Source organism: Enterobacteriaceae bacterium Kacie_13, assembly GCA_013457415.1.
Classification (GTDB): Bacteria; Pseudomonadota; Gammaproteobacteria; order Enterobacterales; family Enterobacteriaceae; genus Rahnella.
Genome location: CP045665.1, coordinates 2,587,023 through 2,602,525 on the forward strand (window position 1 = coordinate 2,587,023; position 15,503 = coordinate 2,602,525).

Here is a 15,503-nt window from a genome sequence, read left to right on the forward strand (position 1 = left end):
ATGTTTGATATCAATCCGACCTCCGTTTTCTCCTGCCCGCGTGACGCAGGCCTCCTGACGTTGCGCCCGCTGAATCTGGCGAAAGACGCCGCGGTCTTGCACGGCTGGATGATTCAGCCCTACGCCAGTTTCTGGGGCATGCAGAACAGCAGCGTTGGCGAAGTGGATGCATTTTATCGCGACCTTACCGCCGGTAAACCGCAGGCTGCACTGATGGGCGAAATCGACGGTCAGCCGCGTTTCCTGATCGAATGCTACCCGGTGCAGGACGATCCGCTGCATGAACATTACGACGTGCAGCCGGGCGATATCGGCATGCACATTCTGCTCGCCCCGGCAGAAAAGCCGGTCGCAGGTTTCAGCTGGCAGGTGTTTTCCGCCGTGATGGAATACCTGTTCAGCCTACCCGACGTGAAACGTGTGGTCGTCGAACCGGATGTACGCAACGAAAAGATCCACAAACTGAATAAACGCGCCGGTTTCCGCTATCAGAAACAGGTGCAACTGACACACAAAACTGCATGGCTGGCGTTCTGCCAGCGTGAAGATTTTTTGCAGGCCAGCCAGAAGGAACACGCCACAATGACGACCTCAACACTGCAATCCGGCCAGCATTTACAGCCTGAAATCTGGGCGAAAGCCAACGCCCTGTTACTGCGTAAATGCCTGTCCGAGCTGACTCACGAACGCCTGCTCGAACCGAAAGCGTTACAGTCCAGCGGTACCTGGACTGACTATCAGCTAGCGGTTCCGGCATCTGAAGTCGAATACCGTTTTCGCGCGCGCCAGCTTCCGCTTAACGACTGGATGATCGATCTGGACAGCATTCAGCGTCTGGACAATTTTACTGGGCAGCCGCTCGATGCGCTGAAATTCATTATTGAATTCGCCGAACAGATTGGCATTTCACAGGCTATGCTGCCGACTTATATGGAAGAAATCAGCAGCACGCTCTACAGCAGCGCGTATAAGCTGGCGAACAATCACACCACTGCGAAACAGCTGACTGAGGCGGATTTCCAGACGGTGGAAACCAGCATGACCGAAGGCCACCCGAGCTTTATCGCCAACAACGGTCGTATCGGTTTTGACGCCGGAGACTACGTGCGTTATGCGCCGGAAGCGGCGAATCCGCTGAAATTAGTGTGGGTGGCGGTACATCATGATAAAGCGCATTTCGCCACCACTGAGGGTTTGCCGTACGAAAAACTGATTGCCGAGGAACTGGGCGATGCGCAGATTTGTGCCTTCACCCAGAAACTGGTGGATATCGGCGTCGAGCCAAAAAACTATTACTTTATGCCGGTGCATCCGTGGCAGTGGCAGAATAAATTGCTGACCGTTTTTGCTCCGGATATCGCCCGCCAGTTCCTGATTTATCTCGGCGAAGGTGAAGACCAGTATCTGGCGCAGCAGTCGATCCGCACCTTCTTCAACGCCAGCCAGCCCACGCACCGTTATGTCAAAACAGCGCTGTCGATTCTGAATATGGGCTTCATGCGCGGGCTTTCGCCGTATTACATGGCGACCACGCCTGGCATCAACGAATGGCTGGCGGAGCTTGTGGAAAACGATACCTATCTGCAATCCACCGGTTTCAAAATTTTGCAGGAAGTCGCGTCGCTCGGATATCACAACCACTACTTCGAAGAGGCGATCAAAGGCGACAGCGCCTACAAGAAAATGTTTGCCGCGCTGTGGCGTGAAAATCCGGTGGCGCAGCTGCAACCTAATCAGCGTCTGATGACCATGGCCGCCCTGCTGCATACTGACAAACACGGTGATGCGCTGATTGTCGAGATGATCAAATCCTCCGGTCTGGCGACCGGCGACTGGCTGAAGCGTTACATGCACGCTTACCTAAGCCCGCTGCTCCATTGCTTCTATCAGTACGATCTGGTGTTTATGCCGCACGGCGAAAACCTGATACTGCGCTTCGAAAACAATATTCCGGTGAACGCATTCATGAAGGATATTGCCGAAGAAATCGCGGTGATGAACCCGGATGCCAGGCTGCCGGAGAAAGCCAAACGTCTGGCGGTAGATGTGCCGGATGAACTCAAGATCCTGTCGATTTTCACCGACGTTTTCGCCGGCGTATTCCGCTTTATCGCCCGTATTCTGGAAGAGCACGGCGACTATCCGGCCGGACAGTTCTGGGGCGTGGCGGCGGAAGTCGTCCGCGATTACCAGCTACAGTTTCCGGAACTGGCAGAGAAATTTTCACGCTATGACATGTTCGGCCCGGAGTTTACCCACTCTTGCCTCAATCGCCTGCAACTGGCCAATAACCAGCAGATGATCAATCTGTCAGATCCGGCGCAAAACCTGAAATTTGCCGGGACGCTGGAGAACCCTATCGCGGCCTACGCTAACCGTTACTAAGCAGATTTTTTAATCATATGCGTTTTTTTAGCGCGGCCTGAGAGGGTCGCGCTTTTCTGATTTTGAGTAATGGAGAGTTCTCTTTATGTCGTCCGTTTCTGAACCGGCCTCAAGGCTGAGTTATCGCCAGTGGCTTTTTCCGCTTTCGCTGGTGTTATTCGAATTCGCCACCTATATCGCCCACGATATGATCCAGCCGGGCATGTTGCAGGTGGTGAGCGATTTCAGCGCCAGCGCCGACTGGGTATCGACCTCACTGACCGCCTATCTGTGCGGTGGCATCTTACTGCAATGGCTGCTCGGCCCACTGTCCGATCGGCTTGGGCGACGCCCGGTTTTACTCACCGGCGTGGCCTTTTTTACCCTCACCTGTTTCCTGACCGTCTTCACGCAAAGCATCGAGCAATTCATTCTGATGCGGTTCCTGCAAGGAATGAGCCTGTGCTTTATCGGCGCAGTCGGGTACGCCGCCATTCAGGAAGCATTCAATGAAACGCTGAGCGTCAAACTGATGGCGCTGATGGCAAATATTACGCTGATCGCCCCGCTGCTCGGGCCGCTGGCCGGTGCGGCGTTCATCCATTACGCGCCGTGGAAAGCGATGTTTGCGCTGTTCTCGATGATTTCTGCACTGGCGTTTTGGGGGTTGTGGCGGAGTATGCCGGAGACCGCGACAGGCCGTGACGGGCGCTTTTCGATGCGCAGATTGCTGGCGGATTACCGCGAAGTGCTGACCAACAAAGGCGTGATCACCGGCTCGCTGTCCATCGGGCTAATAACCCTGCCGCTGCTGGCGTGGGTAGCGCAGTCACCGGTGTTACTGATCCAGGACGCAGGCATGTCACCGCTGCACTACGGCTGGCTGCAGGTACCGGTGTTTACCGGGCTGATTATCGGCAATATTGCCCTGGGCAAACTCAGCGGCAAAGTGAATATCCGCACGCCTGTCTGGCTGGGCATTATTCCGATCACACTGGGTCTGACGATAGCTGCCGGTTCGGCGCTGTTTATGGTTCATGCATGGGGATGGATAATCGGCGGGCTGAGCCTGTACGCGCTAGGCACCGGGCTGGTGAATGCCGGGCTTTACCGCCTGACGCTGTTCTCCAGTCCGACAGGCAAAGGCACTGTCGCGGCGGCACTGGGGCTTATCACTATCATCGTTTTTGCCGTCGGTATCGAAGTGGCGAAGCAGCTGTACTTTGCGTGGGGTAACGGCATCTTTATGCTGGCGGGACTGGTTTGCGGACTAACCGGTACGCTGATGATCACGGCGTTTCTGAAAAGTTGTCAAAAAGCCTAATAAACCCTTCTCTGAAGGTGAGCATACGCAGGAGAGTAAAGCGTCCGCGCCAGGGATGGCGCGGCCCGAGCCATCAGGGATGATTTCACGGCGTCTTTATGGTCTGCCGGTTTTCACCGCTGCTGGCTCTTAGTCATCACTCTCAGGTAACTATTTCTTCGGGAACAACTCTTTGCGCGCGTAGGGTTCAGTCTCGCCCGGTTTACGGGTTTTCAGCAGCTTGAGGATCCAGGTGTATTGCTCAGGGTTCGGCCCGACCAGTATTTCCACCTCTTCATTCATCCGCCGTGCAATGGTGACATCATCGGCAGTCGCCAGATCATCCATCGGCGGACGCACAAAGATATCCAAACGTTGTTCATGGCCGTTATACACTGGAAATAACGGCACAATCGCCGCCCGGCAGACTTTCATCAGACGTCCGACCGCCGGAAGCGTGGCTTTGTAGGTGGCGAAGAAATCCACGAACTCGCTGTGTTCCGCGCCATGATCCTGATCCGGCAGATAGTAGCCCCAGTAACCCTGTCGCACAGAACTGATGAACGGCTTAATGCCGTCGTTTCGCGCATGCATCCGTCCACCAAAACGACGGCGCACGGTATTCCATAAATAATCGGTCAGCGGATTCTTCTGATTGTGGAACATCGCCGCCATCGGCTGACCACTGGCGGCCATCAGCATCGCCGGGATGTCTACGGCCCAACCGTGTGGGACCAGAAAAATCACGTTTTTGCCGTCGGCCTGCATCTGATCGATGATTTCTTTGCCGTGCCATTGCACGCGTTCCATGATCTTCTTTGGGTTGCGTAGCGCCAGCTCGGCCATCATCACCATCGACTGTGGCGCACAGGCAAACATTTCATCAATGATGTGTTCACGCTCGGCTTCGGGCGTGTCAGGCAGGCAGTACAACAGATTGATTTGCGCACGACGACGCGCGCCTTTGGCAAATTTCCCGGCCAGGCGGCCAAGACTGCCTAAAATAGGATCGCGCACTTTGGCAGGCACGTAAGCCATCCCCGCCATCGCACCGACGCCCAGCCAGACGCCCCAGTAACGCGGATGATAAAAGGCTTTCTGAAATTGCGGAATAAATTCTGAAGTCGATCGTTTTTCTTTTTCTGGCTGCATACTCAGGCTCTTATGACAAATTCTGGCTTAATGATAAGTGCAGTGATTTATTTTGCAATAAATCACTGCTCATCAGCATTTAGCCGGGATGTATGTTCCTGAACAATCAGTCCAGCTTCAGTTGCGGAACGACCTGGCGAACGGTGGCGAGATACGTACTGCGATCTTTACCGGTCAGCCCTTCGGTGCGAGGCAATTTGGCGGTCAGAGGGTTAACAGCCAGCTGGTTGATCCACATTTCGAAGTGCAAATGCGGACCGGTAGAACGTCCGGTGTTGCCGGAAAGCGCGATGCGGTCGCCACGTTTCACTTTCTGACCCGGTTTCACCAGCAACTTACGCAGGTGCATATAACGGGTCATGTACTGACGACCGTGACGGATCGCCACGTAGTTACCCGCCGCCCCGCCATTTTTGGCGATCACCACTTCGCCATCGCCGACCGCCAGTACAGGCGTACCGACCGGCACGGCGAAATCGACACCACGGTGCGGCGCAATACGACCGGTTACCGGGTTCAGACGACGTGGATTAAAGTTAGAGGAAACACGGTACTGCTTTCCTGTAGGGAAACGCAGGAAGCCTTTCGCCAGCCCGCTGCCGGTACGGTCATAAAACTTGCCGTCTTCGGCACGCACGGCATAATAATCTTTGCCACCGGTGCGCATACGTACTGCCTGCAGCTCACTTTGCTCATTCTTCCCGTCGAGCACTTCGTGAGACATCAAGACGGCGAAATCATCACCTTTCTGTAATTTTCGAAAATCAAGCTGCCACTGCAGCGCTTTGATGACGGCACTCACTTCGGCACTGCTCAGCCCGGCAGCTCTGGCGCTGGTGACAAAACTGCCATTCAGCGTGCCTTTCACCACCGAATCTTTCCACTCACCTTGCAGAGTTTGCAATGAGGATTTAAAGGTGTTGCCAGAACGGTCAAAAGTGTAGGTTTCGCGACGGGATTTCTCCCATGTCAGGCGCTGTAAATCACCCGCGTCATTGAGGGTCCATGAGATCTGCTGCCCGATTTTCAGATTACGCAAATCCCGGTTTGCATCAGACAAGGCCGCGATTTCCGACATATCAATGCCGTACTGATTCAGGATGCTGCTGAGGGTATCGCCGGTAGAGACCACATACTCATGCACACCGGCTTCGTTAACGATTTTATCGTCCAGATCATCCTGTGGGATGTCATCATCGGCTGGTGCGGTTTGATCGATAGGCTCGCTGGCTTCGGGAAGCAGCGAGCGCAATTGTTCGTGATCGAGGGCGATATTTTTAACAATCGGTCGGGTATCTGAGAGGTCATTGTCCGGGTGATAGGCTAACGGTTTCCAGACGGCCACAGCCAGTGTGACGACGGTAAGCGACCCCAGCATGATGCGGTGGGGCCGTGGAAGGTTGCTATACGCCAGAGCGATAGATCGGGCTATCAGCTGCACTTAATTCTGTCCTTTTAGCTTACTTCAGGCAGCTCAGGTATTGGTTCGTCAGCTGTGACAGAAAGTTCACGTAGCTGTCCGCGCCCAATGCAATGCCGCTCCCCAGCGGATCCAATGTGCCCATACGCACGGTTGTTCCCTGGGCAACAGCCGTGATGACGGCTGGCCTGAATTGTGGCTCAGCAAAAACGCATGTCGCTTTTTGCTCAACCAACTGAGTTCGAATGAGATGTAAACGCTGTGCTCCGGGCTGTATTTCGGGGTTGATCGTAAAGTGACCAAGTGGCGAAAGGCCGAAGTGTTTTTCAAAGTAGCCATAAGCATCGTGAAAAACAAAATATCCCTTACCCTGCACAGGCTGCAGCATATTACCAATATTTTTGTCAGTTTTTGTAAGGCCTTCCTCAAAACGTGACAAGTTTGCATCTAATTGTTGCTTTTTTTGCGGCATCAGTTCGACAAGTTTGTTATGGATCACGATTGCGGTCTCACGAGCGATCTCCGGTGACAGCCAGACGTGCATATTGTACTGGCCGTGACTGTGCTCATCTTCGTCATGCCCCTTGCCGTGATCGTGGTCATGCTCGTCATCGTCCGAGCCTTTCATCAGCAGTGGTTTCACCGCTGCCAGCGTGGCAATTTCCACCTGACGATTTGGCGGAAGCTGCGCCGCAGATTTGGTCATGAAGGCTTCCATTTCAGGCCCGACCCACACCACCAGATCCGCACTGCGCATACGCTGGATGTCAGAAGGACGCAGCGCAAAATCGTGTGGCGAGGCGCCATCCGGCAGCAACACTTCCGTTGGCGTCACACCTTCCGCGATGGCTGAAGCGATAAAACCGAGTGGACGGACAGATGCCAGCACGGCGGCCTGCGCGCCCAAAGCCGCACCGGCACCCAGGATGGCGGCTGCCAGGAACAACCGTTTAACGCTTTTTTTCTGTATCATGCGGGGTGAACTCATCTTCATGTTGGGGGAAAACTGGTTATTTTTCGCGAAACGCAATATTATAACATCCGATTTGTTCTGCAAGACCCAATGACATGCCCACTTTAGCGACGCTTAAAAATATTTCGGTAACTTTCGGTTCCCGCCGCGTGTTGTCCAACATCTCGCTGGCGTTACAACCGGGAAAAATACTTACCCTCCTTGGCCCGAACGGCGCAGGGAAATCGACATTAGTGCGCGTCGTGCTTGGCCTGATTGCGCCAACCGAAGGCACGATGAGCTGCGAACCCGGCTTACGCATCGGCTACGTTCCGCAAAAAATTCATCTTGATCCCACCATGCCACTGACCGTCAGCCGCTTTATGCGCCTGAAACCCGGTGTCAAAAAATCCGATATTCTGCCTGCGCTGAAACGCGTTCAGGCTGCTCATCTGTTGGATCAGCCGATGCAAAAATTGTCCGGTGGTGAGAATCAGCGCGTCCTGCTGGCGCGGGCATTAATGAACAGTCCGCAACTGCTGGTGCTTGACGAACCGACACAGGGCGTCGACGTCAACGGGCAACTGGCGCTGTATAACCTGATCGATAGCCTGCGCTGCGAGCTCGGTTGCGCCGTGCTGATGGTGTCACATGACCTGCATCTGGTGATGGCCAAAACCGACGAAGTGTTGTGTCTGAACCAACACATCTGCTGTTCCGGTTCGCCAGAAGTTGTCTCCACCCATCCCGAATTTATCGCTATGTTTGGCAACCGCGGCGCGGAACAACTGGCGATTTACCGCCACAATCATAACCATCGTCACGATTTAAAGGGAAAAGTCATTTTGCGCAACAGCGGAGGTCGTGACGCATGATCGCTTTATTATTACCGGGCTGGCTGGCGGGTGTTTTACTGGCAATCGCTGCCGGTCCGCTGGGCTCTTTTGTCGTCTGGCGACGTATGTCTTACTTCGGCGATACGCTGGCACATGCCTCGTTGCTTGGCGTAGCGTTTGGTCTGCTGTTGAACGTCAATCCGTTCTATACCGTGATTGGCGTGACCTTGCTGCTGGCGCTGGTGCTGGTCGCGCTGGAGCGTAAACCGCATCTGGCCGTCGACACCCTGCTCGGCATCATGGCGCACAGCGCGCTGTCGCTAGGTCTGGTGGTAGTCAGCCTGATGTCCGGCGTGCGCGTGGATCTGATGGCGTATCTGTTCGGCGATTTGCTGTCGGTCACTTACAACGATATCTGGATGATCGGCATCGGCGTAACCGTGGTGATTGCGGTTCTTTGCTGGCAATGGCGTTCACTGCTGTCCATGACCATCAGCCCTGAACTGGCACACGTCGACGGTGTTAATTTACAACGTTCACGGGTGATTCTGATGATGGTGACGGCGCTGACCATCGGGCTTGCGATGAAATTTGTCGGCGCACTGATCATTACCTCCCTGCTGATTATCCCGGCAGCCACCGCGCGCCGTTTTGCCAAAACACCGGAACAGATGGCGTCGGTCGCGGTAGTTATCGGCATTGTGGCCGTCACGGCAGGTCTGACATTTTCGGCGTTTTACGATACACCTGCTGGCCCTTCTGTGGTGCTCTCGGCGGCCGTCCTGTTTATGCTGAGCCTAGGCAAAAAACAGGTTTCCTGACACACCTCACTGAAATAAAAACGGACGCCACTGAGCGTCCGTTTCTGTTTCTAATGCTCGGATTTTACGTTTCCTGATCCTGTTCCTGCATAGCCTCACGCCTCGCCTGACGCCAGTGCATCACGGGCGATACCGTCAGCCCGTGAACAACTACGCTGGTGACAATCACCGTAAACGCAATATTGGTCATGTAACCGGCTTCCGCCCCCTGCAAACCATGAGTATACGCATAGGCGATATAGTTCATGCTGCCAATGCCACGGATCCCAAACCAGCCAATCATCAGCCTTCGCCCGCGCGGAACGCGCATCCCAAAGGTGGTGATATACACCGAAAGTGGACGGATTACGATAAACAGTAACGCCGCGAAGACCAATCCCATCGGTTCCCAGTGCTCGGCCAGCGTAATGCCCAGCACCATGACAATCCCGGCGGCGAACAGCCGTTCAATCGTGTCGCCAAAGGAAAGCGCGTCACCGACCATCAGCCCGATAGAGTTGGTCGGCCTTTCCGCCGACATCGAATGGCGTGTATGCGGATTCACCATCCCCTCTGCCGGAGGCGGACGAGTGCCTTCTGTAAGATCGTCCGGCGGATTCATTGTCACCACTCGCACCTCGGCACTGCGTAAACCGACACCCGCCGCAAACGCCGCCAGGAACCCGGACGCATCCAGACTTTGCGCAGCAGCATAGCTCAACGCGATTAACGCCAGCGCCAGAAAATCACTGGGGGCAACTGAGCGCTGACGACTGTGAAAACGCGTGGCACTCAACCCGACCAGCCGCCCCATGGCATAACCGATCGCCAGACCGCCCAGCAAGGCCCAGACCACGTCCCGCCATGCCCAGTCCCAGATAGCTGCCGATGACAGTCCGTCGTGCGCAGTAAACAACATCAATGCCAGCATTAAAATCGGTAACGCGGAGCCATCGTTCATCCCCGCTTCACTGGACAACGCCACACGCAGTCCATCGTCGTCATTGGCGTCATTCACCGCAATCATACTCGCCAGGACCGGATCGGTAGGCGCAATGATAGCCCCCAGCGCCAGCGCTAACGGCCAGGAAATCCCCGCCAGATAATGCGCCAGCGCGGTAACGCTCAGCACCGTCAGCAACATCGCCGGGAACGCCAGTAAGGCCCCTACACGCCAGCTCTGCGAGCGGAACGGCAATCTAAGTTTCAGACCGGTAATAAACAGCGATGCAGCCATCGCGATTTCTGTGAAACGCGCGGTCAGCGTCGAATACTCAACCAGATCTACATGCAGAAGATCCAGCACCCACGGCCCGCAGACAATTCCTGCCGCCAGATACAACCCAAACGTGGTCACCGGCCCGCGCGAAATCCAGCCAGATGCCAATGACATAATGAGCAACAGTCCGCCGACCGCTGCCGTCCATCCTAAAAATCCCATGTAAGTTCCCTGATAAATAACATCTTTTAAGCGTAGTACATTCGTGGCAGCAGGCTGGTTCGGGCACAAAAGGCGCGGCGAAATGTATTCTCCTGCGCTAGAATCAAAGCTTAATTCCTGCAATAAGGTTATATAAAAGTGATTAAATACAGTGTGCTATATCCGAACATCAAAAATGGAACCTTTGATCACGAGTACTATCGCAATGTGCATTTACCGCTGATCAAAGAGAAAATGGGCGCGTACTGCCACTCTTACGCCATCGACAAAATTCAGGATAATGCCCCGGCGGAGACGCCTTTTATCGCGGCTTGTCACATCTATTGCAATTCGATGGAAGATTTCGAGAAAGGCATGAAAGAACATGCAGAAGAGTTTGTGGCAGACGTCGCCAACTTTACCAATATTGAACCGGTAAAGATGATTTTTGACGTCGTTGTCTGATTTAACGGTAATATTTTAAAAGATAAAAAAGGCTATCCCCTTTTTGGTAATAGCCTTTTCAATCGTACTTTAAGGATGTGTGTTTCGTTCTGTTTGCAATAAAGCGATCAGTTTGATTTTGATAATAATTTTTTAATCGACGTACTCGGTTCCCGCTTTATGGTGTGCAAGAACTCCTGCGCTTTATTGTTGACCGCATATTCCGCACTGACACCGAAATCCTGCACCATCGCCCACTTTTCGAACATTGCCTCATCACTCTCACGCATGAACCACAGCATTCGTATTGCCGTCACCGCCACCTGTGGAATTTGCGTCACCGTACCGTTAATCCACTTATTTAAGGTGCTCCGTGGCAGTCCAAGCAGAATGCATAACGCGGGCTGATCGATGCCGAGTCTCTGAACGTAGTCCAGGAACTCATTTGCGTTATCTGCCATTGCCTTATCTCCTGTTTTCTAAGACCACACTCATTCTACAGGAATCTCGTAGAGATTTCAGCCTGTCGCTATTCGCTACGAAAATTCTTAAATTAGATTCATTTCGACACCTGGTTTCGTGTCCAATAGCTACAAATAAGCGCGCTAAGTGAAACAATTTCATGTATCGGTATAACTTTACGTTTCTTGACATAAGTCAAACATGCAGTGAATGCGTGAAGTAAGTCACATTCACCATATGTATGATTATTGAAAAGAGACAATTAAAGCGTTCTGTGAGCGCATTAATTTGTTGCTAATAGATACTTATTTCAATGTCGGAAAATACTCATGAAAGCACAGCTTACAGAACGTAACACTCAGATCATTGCGGCTTATACCGCGGGCAACACCAACAAAATGGAACTGGCCCATTATTTCGGCGTGTCGGCTTCGACAATCCGACGTGTACTGGCGGGTTTTGTGATGATTTCGGCTGGAACAGTGGCGCTAAGTCCGACAATCGCATTGGCTGAATTAAAAGGTGAGGAACTGGCTGCGGCTCAGGCTTACATCGCTGCACAATCTGACATGCCCCAGTATTTGAAAACTGCCATTTTGAATGGTACTAATTTAACCGAAGTGAATTACCAGTTGAAAAATAATGAATACGTCATTCAGGCCACCCAGGAACATATCAAAACACCACCCATCAGCCTGGAAGAATATCGACAACATCAAAGTGAAAAGCAGGCTGCCGAACTAACTGCATACCATCATAACAACCCGACCGGAACCCCAACGCATCAGATTGCTGAAGCCACTCACTTAGACGCACCCTCCGACGCAGCGTTACATGATGCCCGAGTTGCAGCCCGCGTAGCCGATCAGGTCGCCACTTTCAACGCCATGAAAAATGCCGAGGCGCAGGAAAACCAGCGCCAGGCCCACGCCAGCCGCATGCCCGCGCTAAACAACGCCGAAGCGACGCACCTCGACGCGCCGTCCGATGCAGACCTGCTCGCCGCGCGCCACGACGCCCGCGTAGCCGATCAGGTCGCCACTTTCAACGCCATGAAGAATGCCGAAGCGCAGGAAAACCAGCGTCAGGCCCACGCCAGCCGCATGCCTGCGCTCAACAACGCCGAAGCGACGCACCTCGACGCGCCGTCCGATGCAGACCTGCTCGCCGCGCGCCACGACGCCCGCGTAGCCGATCAGACCGCCACTTTCAACGCCATGAAAAATGCCGAGGCGCAGGAAAACCAGCGTCAGGCCCACGCCAGCCGCATGCCTGCGCTGAACAACGCCGAAGCGACGCACCTCGACGCGCCGTCCGATGCAGACCTGCGCGCCGCGCGCCACGACGCCCGCGTAGCCGATCAGACCGCCACTTTTAACGCCATGAAAAATGCCGAGGCGCAGGAAAACCAGCGTCAGGCCCACGCCAGCCGCATGCCTGCGCTGAACAACGCCGAAGCGACGCACCTCGACGCGCCGTCCGATGCAGACCTGCGCGCCGGGCGCCACGACGCCCGCGTAGCCGATCAGACCGCCACTTTCAACGCCATGAAGAATGCCGAGGCGCAGGAAAACCAGCGTCAGGCTCACGCCAGCCGCATGCCCGCGCTCAACAACGCCGAATCGACGCACCTCGACGCGCCGTCCGATGCAGACCTGCTCGCCGCGCGCCACGACGCCCGCGTAGCCGATCAGACCGCCACTTTCAACGCCATGAAAAATGCCGAGGCGCAGGAAAACCAGCGTCAGGCCCACGCCAGCCGCATGCCCGCGCTAAACAACGCCGAAGCGACGCACCTCGACGCGCCGTCCGATGCAGACCTGCTCGCCGCGCGCCACGACGCCCGCGTAGCCGATCAGACCGCCACTTTCAACGCCATGAAAAATGCCGAGGCGCAGGAAAACCAGCGTCAGGCCCACGCCAGCCGCATGCCTGCGCTGAACAACGCCGAAGCGACGCACCTCGACGCGCCGTCCCACATTGAGCCAGAAACCGTTACTTCACCAAAAAACATCGAAAATCAAAAAGCAGAGTCACAAATTCAACTTACGAGTGAGAAATATGCTTCTGCTAATCGGAAATCTGTTACTCAGCTGACCTCAACCCCAGCCCAACAACCTGTTATCCATCAGCAAGTTCGTTCAGCTTATTACGACAAACAGATCACCGCGCTTAATGCAGAAGCTGAGCAGAACCACGCTGAAGTATTAGCAGAATCCCACAGCCGCGCAGTGGGCGATGCGCAGACCCTGAGCCAGGCGAATGACTACACTAATAAGAGATTCTCAGACCTGAAATCTCAGGTTGATGACAACAAAGATCAGGCTAACGCAGGTACCGCCTCCGCGCTGGCGGCTACCGGTATTCCGCAGGTAGAAACGGGTTCAGATTTCATGGTCGGCGCAGGCGCCGGGACGTACGGCAATCAGTCAGCGATTGCCGTCGGCGTGTCGGGTCACCTGACTGCAAAGACAGTCACCAAACTGGCTGTTTCCGGCGATACGAACAACGGTTTTGGTGCATCTGCAGGCATTGGCTGGAACTTCTAATTTTCCATGCGGCTGGCTCTGTCCGGGCTGGCCGCCTTTACTCTGAGAAATCAATATGACTAAATTTATCGTACTGACCGCCGTGGTTCTGCTCGCGGGTTGTTCATCCCAGGCTTCAAGAATGGCCGATTGTCAGGCGCAGGGGGTGTCTCGCGATGCATGTTATATCGCTGAACAAAACCGTCAGGCCACTATCACCGCTGCCGCTGAAAAACAGGCAATGGAAAATGCTGCGAAACAGTATGCACAGGCCACGTCGAAGGTCGTAAAAGTCCGCATCGCCGGTGTCGCGTTGAAAATTTATCCAGCCGATAAACAATGCTATGTCGATGGCGTAGCTGCAGCGATGACCGAGGATAACAACGACGCAACCACCTATCAGCAGGGCCTATACGATGTTATCCATTACAAACGCACCCACAAAATTGTGTTGCTCAATAAAGGACAGATTGTCGGGCGGGCCAACGGATGAAGAAACACCATTCTGACCAGTTCCGTCATCTTCCCCCGGATCAACAATACGCCTGTCTGCTGATGCTGAGACAACTCGAAGAAACGCAGTTACCGGCAGGTGTGAACTGCCTGGCTTTTTCGGTGATCATGCAAAACGGTCATATGGCGACCCTCAGCAAATTCGATGCAAAACCGGATGAAGTTTCTGTCGTCGTGAGCTGGGATAAAGACCGTCAGCTCACACAAGCATTTCCGCTATGAACAGAAATTAAACACGCAGTTAATGCTGACGAAGGATGAGTCATTCCTGATGGGTATTTTAGATTTTATATGGCACGCCCGGAGCTCTACCGGCGTGCTTTTTTTACACCCGTTATAAAATGCCTCTTAGCAGGCAACATTATTGACGTGAGAAGTCAGACGGTCATACTACATTCGAAAATTGCTCTGATGGACGGTGCCCGGTTGATACACACACTGCCCATGCAGCTGTCATAAAGTTCATCTTCAAACACGGTGGAAAGCCTTATGTTTTCACTCAAGAAACCTTTTCCTTATCTCAAGTGACAACTGATGAAAACCACAAAGACGTTAACTCAAGGCCAACTGAAAAAAGTGCGCAGGCGTGAACGTCTGGCTGCGATGACACCGGCTGAACGTAAAGCCAATGACAAGTACAGAGCGGAGAGTAAAGCGCAGGCAAAAGCGCAGAAGGGCTCTCCTGCCCCCCACTCTCAAACCCACGATGACTCTTTTGCCCCACAGTATGTGAATGATGCCAGCCGGGAATCAAATTCGGCCGCTATCCCTGCAGAAACTCCAAACAATTATCTGGGAAAACCTGCTGTTCATCTTACTGGTAAGGCCGACCGCCAGACTCTTGCTTATCGCCCTCTCATCACAGTACAAAAATTTCAGGGATCTTGCGCGCAGGATGATGAAAAAATACCTACCTCCTCCTACCACTACCAGCCTCGCAAAGTCCGTGCAGGTAAAGAGGGGGATTTTGACCGTTACTGGAACGAAGCGGTAAAGCAAAAGCTTAATCCTTACGTGTACCTCGAAGAAATCACTGCACGGCGTAAGGCAGAAAAATTAACCAAACAATCAGCAGGCTGACCGCTGAATGAAAATGTGAAGTTTGTGCGTTTATTGTAATCTCAGGCGTTCTCTGCTATAGAGAACCCTAAATTAATCCCCCATCCCGCCAGTCGTTGTCCTTCCAAAACTCATTGCTCTAATTAATTGAAGAGTCTGTTCAAAAATTTACGTTTGTAACTAATTTGCGTTTGTAACTATGCTGACATGCTAAGAGGATGGAATCTCGTGCTTATCACGTCGCTGACCA

General features: G+C 53.7%; 14 protein-coding genes. 9 read left to right on the forward strand and 5 right to left on the reverse strand.

Features of this window, described 5'->3' with window-relative positions; genetic code table 11:
• Window positions 1–2,385 (forward strand): GNAT family N-acetyltransferase, encoded by a 2,385-nt coding sequence (locus tag GE278_11700; GenBank protein QLK61392.1) that lies wholly within the window; start codon window positions 1–3, stop codon window positions 2,383–2,385.
• An 85-nt stretch (window positions 2,386–2,470) separates the two neighbouring features.
• On the forward strand, window positions 2,471–3,688 hold the full coding sequence (locus GE278_11705) for an MdfA family multidrug efflux MFS transporter (GenBank protein QLK61393.1): 1,218 nt from the start codon (window positions 2,471–2,473) through the stop codon (window positions 3,686–3,688).
• A gap of 150 nt (window positions 3,689–3,838) precedes the next feature.
• On the opposite strand, the gene lpxM is transcribed toward GE278_11705, so the two are convergent.
• The 3 genes from lpxM to znuA form a co-directional block, all read right to left on the reverse strand.
• The gene (lpxM, locus tag GE278_11710; GenBank protein ID QLK61394.1) at window positions 3,839–4,819 is read right to left on the reverse strand and encodes a lauroyl-Kdo(2)-lipid IV(A) myristoyltransferase; all 981 of its coding nucleotides are present in this window, start codon (window positions 4,817–4,819) and stop codon (window positions 3,839–3,841) included.
• A 106-nt stretch (window positions 4,820–4,925) separates the two neighbouring features.
• On the reverse strand, window positions 4,926–6,260 hold the full coding sequence (gene mepM / locus GE278_11715; protein QLK61395.1) for a murein DD-endopeptidase MepM: 1,335 nt from the start codon (window positions 6,258–6,260) through the stop codon (window positions 4,926–4,928).
• Window positions 6,261–6,279: 19 nt separating this feature from the next.
• On the reverse strand, window positions 6,280–7,212 hold the full coding sequence (gene znuA / locus GE278_11720; GenBank protein QLK63275.1) for a zinc ABC transporter substrate-binding protein ZnuA: 933 nt from the start codon (window positions 7,210–7,212) through the stop codon (window positions 6,280–6,282).
• Window positions 7,213–7,307: 95 nt separating this feature from the next.
• Here znuA and znuC point away from each other — a divergent pair, with 95 nt between their 5' ends.
• Together znuC and znuB are read left to right on the forward strand one after the other, a co-directional pair.
• Window positions 7,308–8,066 carry a zinc ABC transporter ATP-binding protein ZnuC gene (znuC, locus tag GE278_11725; protein ID QLK61396.1) on the forward strand — a complete coding sequence of 253 codons (759 nt, stop codon included), beginning with the start codon at window positions 7,308–7,310 and terminating at the stop codon, window positions 8,064–8,066.
• A complete protein-coding gene (znuB, locus tag GE278_11730; protein ID QLK61397.1) occupies window positions 8,063–8,848 on the forward strand; it encodes a zinc ABC transporter permease subunit ZnuB in 786 nt (261 codons plus the stop codon). The genes znuC and znuB overlap by 4 nt, the downstream gene beginning before the upstream one ends.
• A gap of 64 nt (window positions 8,849–8,912) precedes the next feature.
• Here the strand turns inward: znuB and GE278_11735 are convergent, their stop codons facing one another.
• On the reverse strand, window positions 8,913–10,268 hold the full coding sequence (locus tag GE278_11735) for a sodium:proton antiporter (GenBank protein QLK61398.1): 1,356 nt from the start codon (window positions 10,266–10,268) through the stop codon (window positions 8,913–8,915).
• Between the two features lie 138 nt (window positions 10,269–10,406).
• Here GE278_11735 and GE278_11740 point away from each other — a divergent pair, with 138 nt between their 5' ends.
• Window positions 10,407–10,712: an EthD family reductase gene (locus GE278_11740; GenBank protein QLK61399.1), complete on the forward strand. Its 306-nt coding sequence runs from the start codon at window positions 10,407–10,409 to the stop codon at window positions 10,710–10,712.
• Between the two features lie 107 nt (window positions 10,713–10,819).
• Here GE278_11740 and GE278_11745 read toward each other — a convergent pair whose 3' ends face one another.
• A complete protein-coding gene (locus tag GE278_11745; GenBank protein QLK61400.1) occupies window positions 10,820–11,152 on the reverse strand; it encodes a hypothetical protein in 333 nt (110 codons plus the stop codon).
• A 1,269-nt stretch (window positions 11,153–12,421) separates the two neighbouring features.
• Here GE278_11745 and GE278_11750 point away from each other — a divergent pair.
• The 4 genes from GE278_11750 to GE278_11765 all read left to right on the forward strand — a co-directional run bounded on the left by GE278_11750 (window position 12,422) and on the right by GE278_11765 (window position 15,274).
• A complete protein-coding gene (locus GE278_11750) occupies window positions 12,422–13,702 on the forward strand; it encodes a hypothetical protein (protein QLK63276.1) in 1,281 nt (426 codons plus the stop codon).
• Window positions 13,703–13,757: 55 nt separating this feature from the next.
• Window positions 13,758–14,174, forward strand: coding sequence for a hypothetical protein (locus GE278_11755; GenBank protein QLK61401.1), 417 nt, complete (start codon window positions 13,758–13,760; stop codon window positions 14,172–14,174).
• Window positions 14,171–14,416: a hypothetical protein gene (locus tag GE278_11760; GenBank protein ID QLK61402.1), complete on the forward strand. Its 246-nt coding sequence runs from the start codon at window positions 14,171–14,173 to the stop codon at window positions 14,414–14,416. The genes GE278_11755 and GE278_11760 overlap by 4 nt, the downstream gene beginning before the upstream one ends.
• Window positions 14,417–14,728: 312 nt before the next feature.
• Window positions 14,729–15,274 carry a hypothetical protein gene (locus GE278_11765; GenBank protein ID QLK61403.1) on the forward strand — a complete coding sequence of 182 codons (546 nt, stop codon included), beginning with the start codon at window positions 14,729–14,731 and terminating at the stop codon, window positions 15,272–15,274.
• The last annotated feature ends 229 nt before the right edge of the window (window positions 15,275–15,503 follow it).

Bases quoted from the DNA above. Each gene is read 5' to 3' on its own strand.
- GE278_11700 (QLK61392.1), top strand. From the start codon at position 1: ATGTTTGATATCAATCCGACCTCCGTTTTCTCCTGCCCGCGTGACGCA.
- GE278_11705 (QLK61393.1), top strand. From the start codon at position 2,471: ATGTCGTCCGTTTCTGAACCGGCCTCAAGGCTGAGTTATCGCCAGTGG.
- lpxM (QLK61394.1), bottom strand. From the start codon at position 4,819: ATGCAGCCAGAAAAAGAAAAACGATCGACTTCAGAATTTATTCCGCAA.
- znuA (QLK63275.1), bottom strand. From the start codon at position 7,212: ATGATACAGAAAAAAAGCGTTAAACGGTTGTTCCTGGCAGCCGCCATC.
- znuC (QLK61396.1), top strand. From the start codon at position 7,308: ATGCCCACTTTAGCGACGCTTAAAAATATTTCGGTAACTTTCGGTTCC.
- znuB (QLK61397.1), top strand. From the start codon at position 8,063: ATGATCGCTTTATTATTACCGGGCTGGCTGGCGGGTGTTTTACTGGCA.
- GE278_11735 (QLK61398.1), bottom strand. From the start codon at position 10,268: ATGGGATTTTTAGGATGGACGGCAGCGGTCGGCGGACTGTTGCTCATT.
- GE278_11745 (QLK61400.1), bottom strand. From the start codon at position 11,152: ATGGCAGATAACGCAAATGAGTTCCTGGACTACGTTCAGAGACTCGGC.
- GE278_11750 (QLK63276.1), top strand. From the start codon at position 12,422: ATGCCTGCGCTGAACAACGCCGAAGCGACGCACCTCGACGCGCCGTCC.
- GE278_11755 (QLK61401.1), top strand. From the start codon at position 13,758: ATGACTAAATTTATCGTACTGACCGCCGTGGTTCTGCTCGCGGGTTGT.
- GE278_11760 (QLK61402.1), top strand. From the start codon at position 14,171: ATGAAGAAACACCATTCTGACCAGTTCCGTCATCTTCCCCCGGATCAA.
- GE278_11765 (QLK61403.1), top strand. From the start codon at position 14,729: ATGAAAACCACAAAGACGTTAACTCAAGGCCAACTGAAAAAAGTGCGC.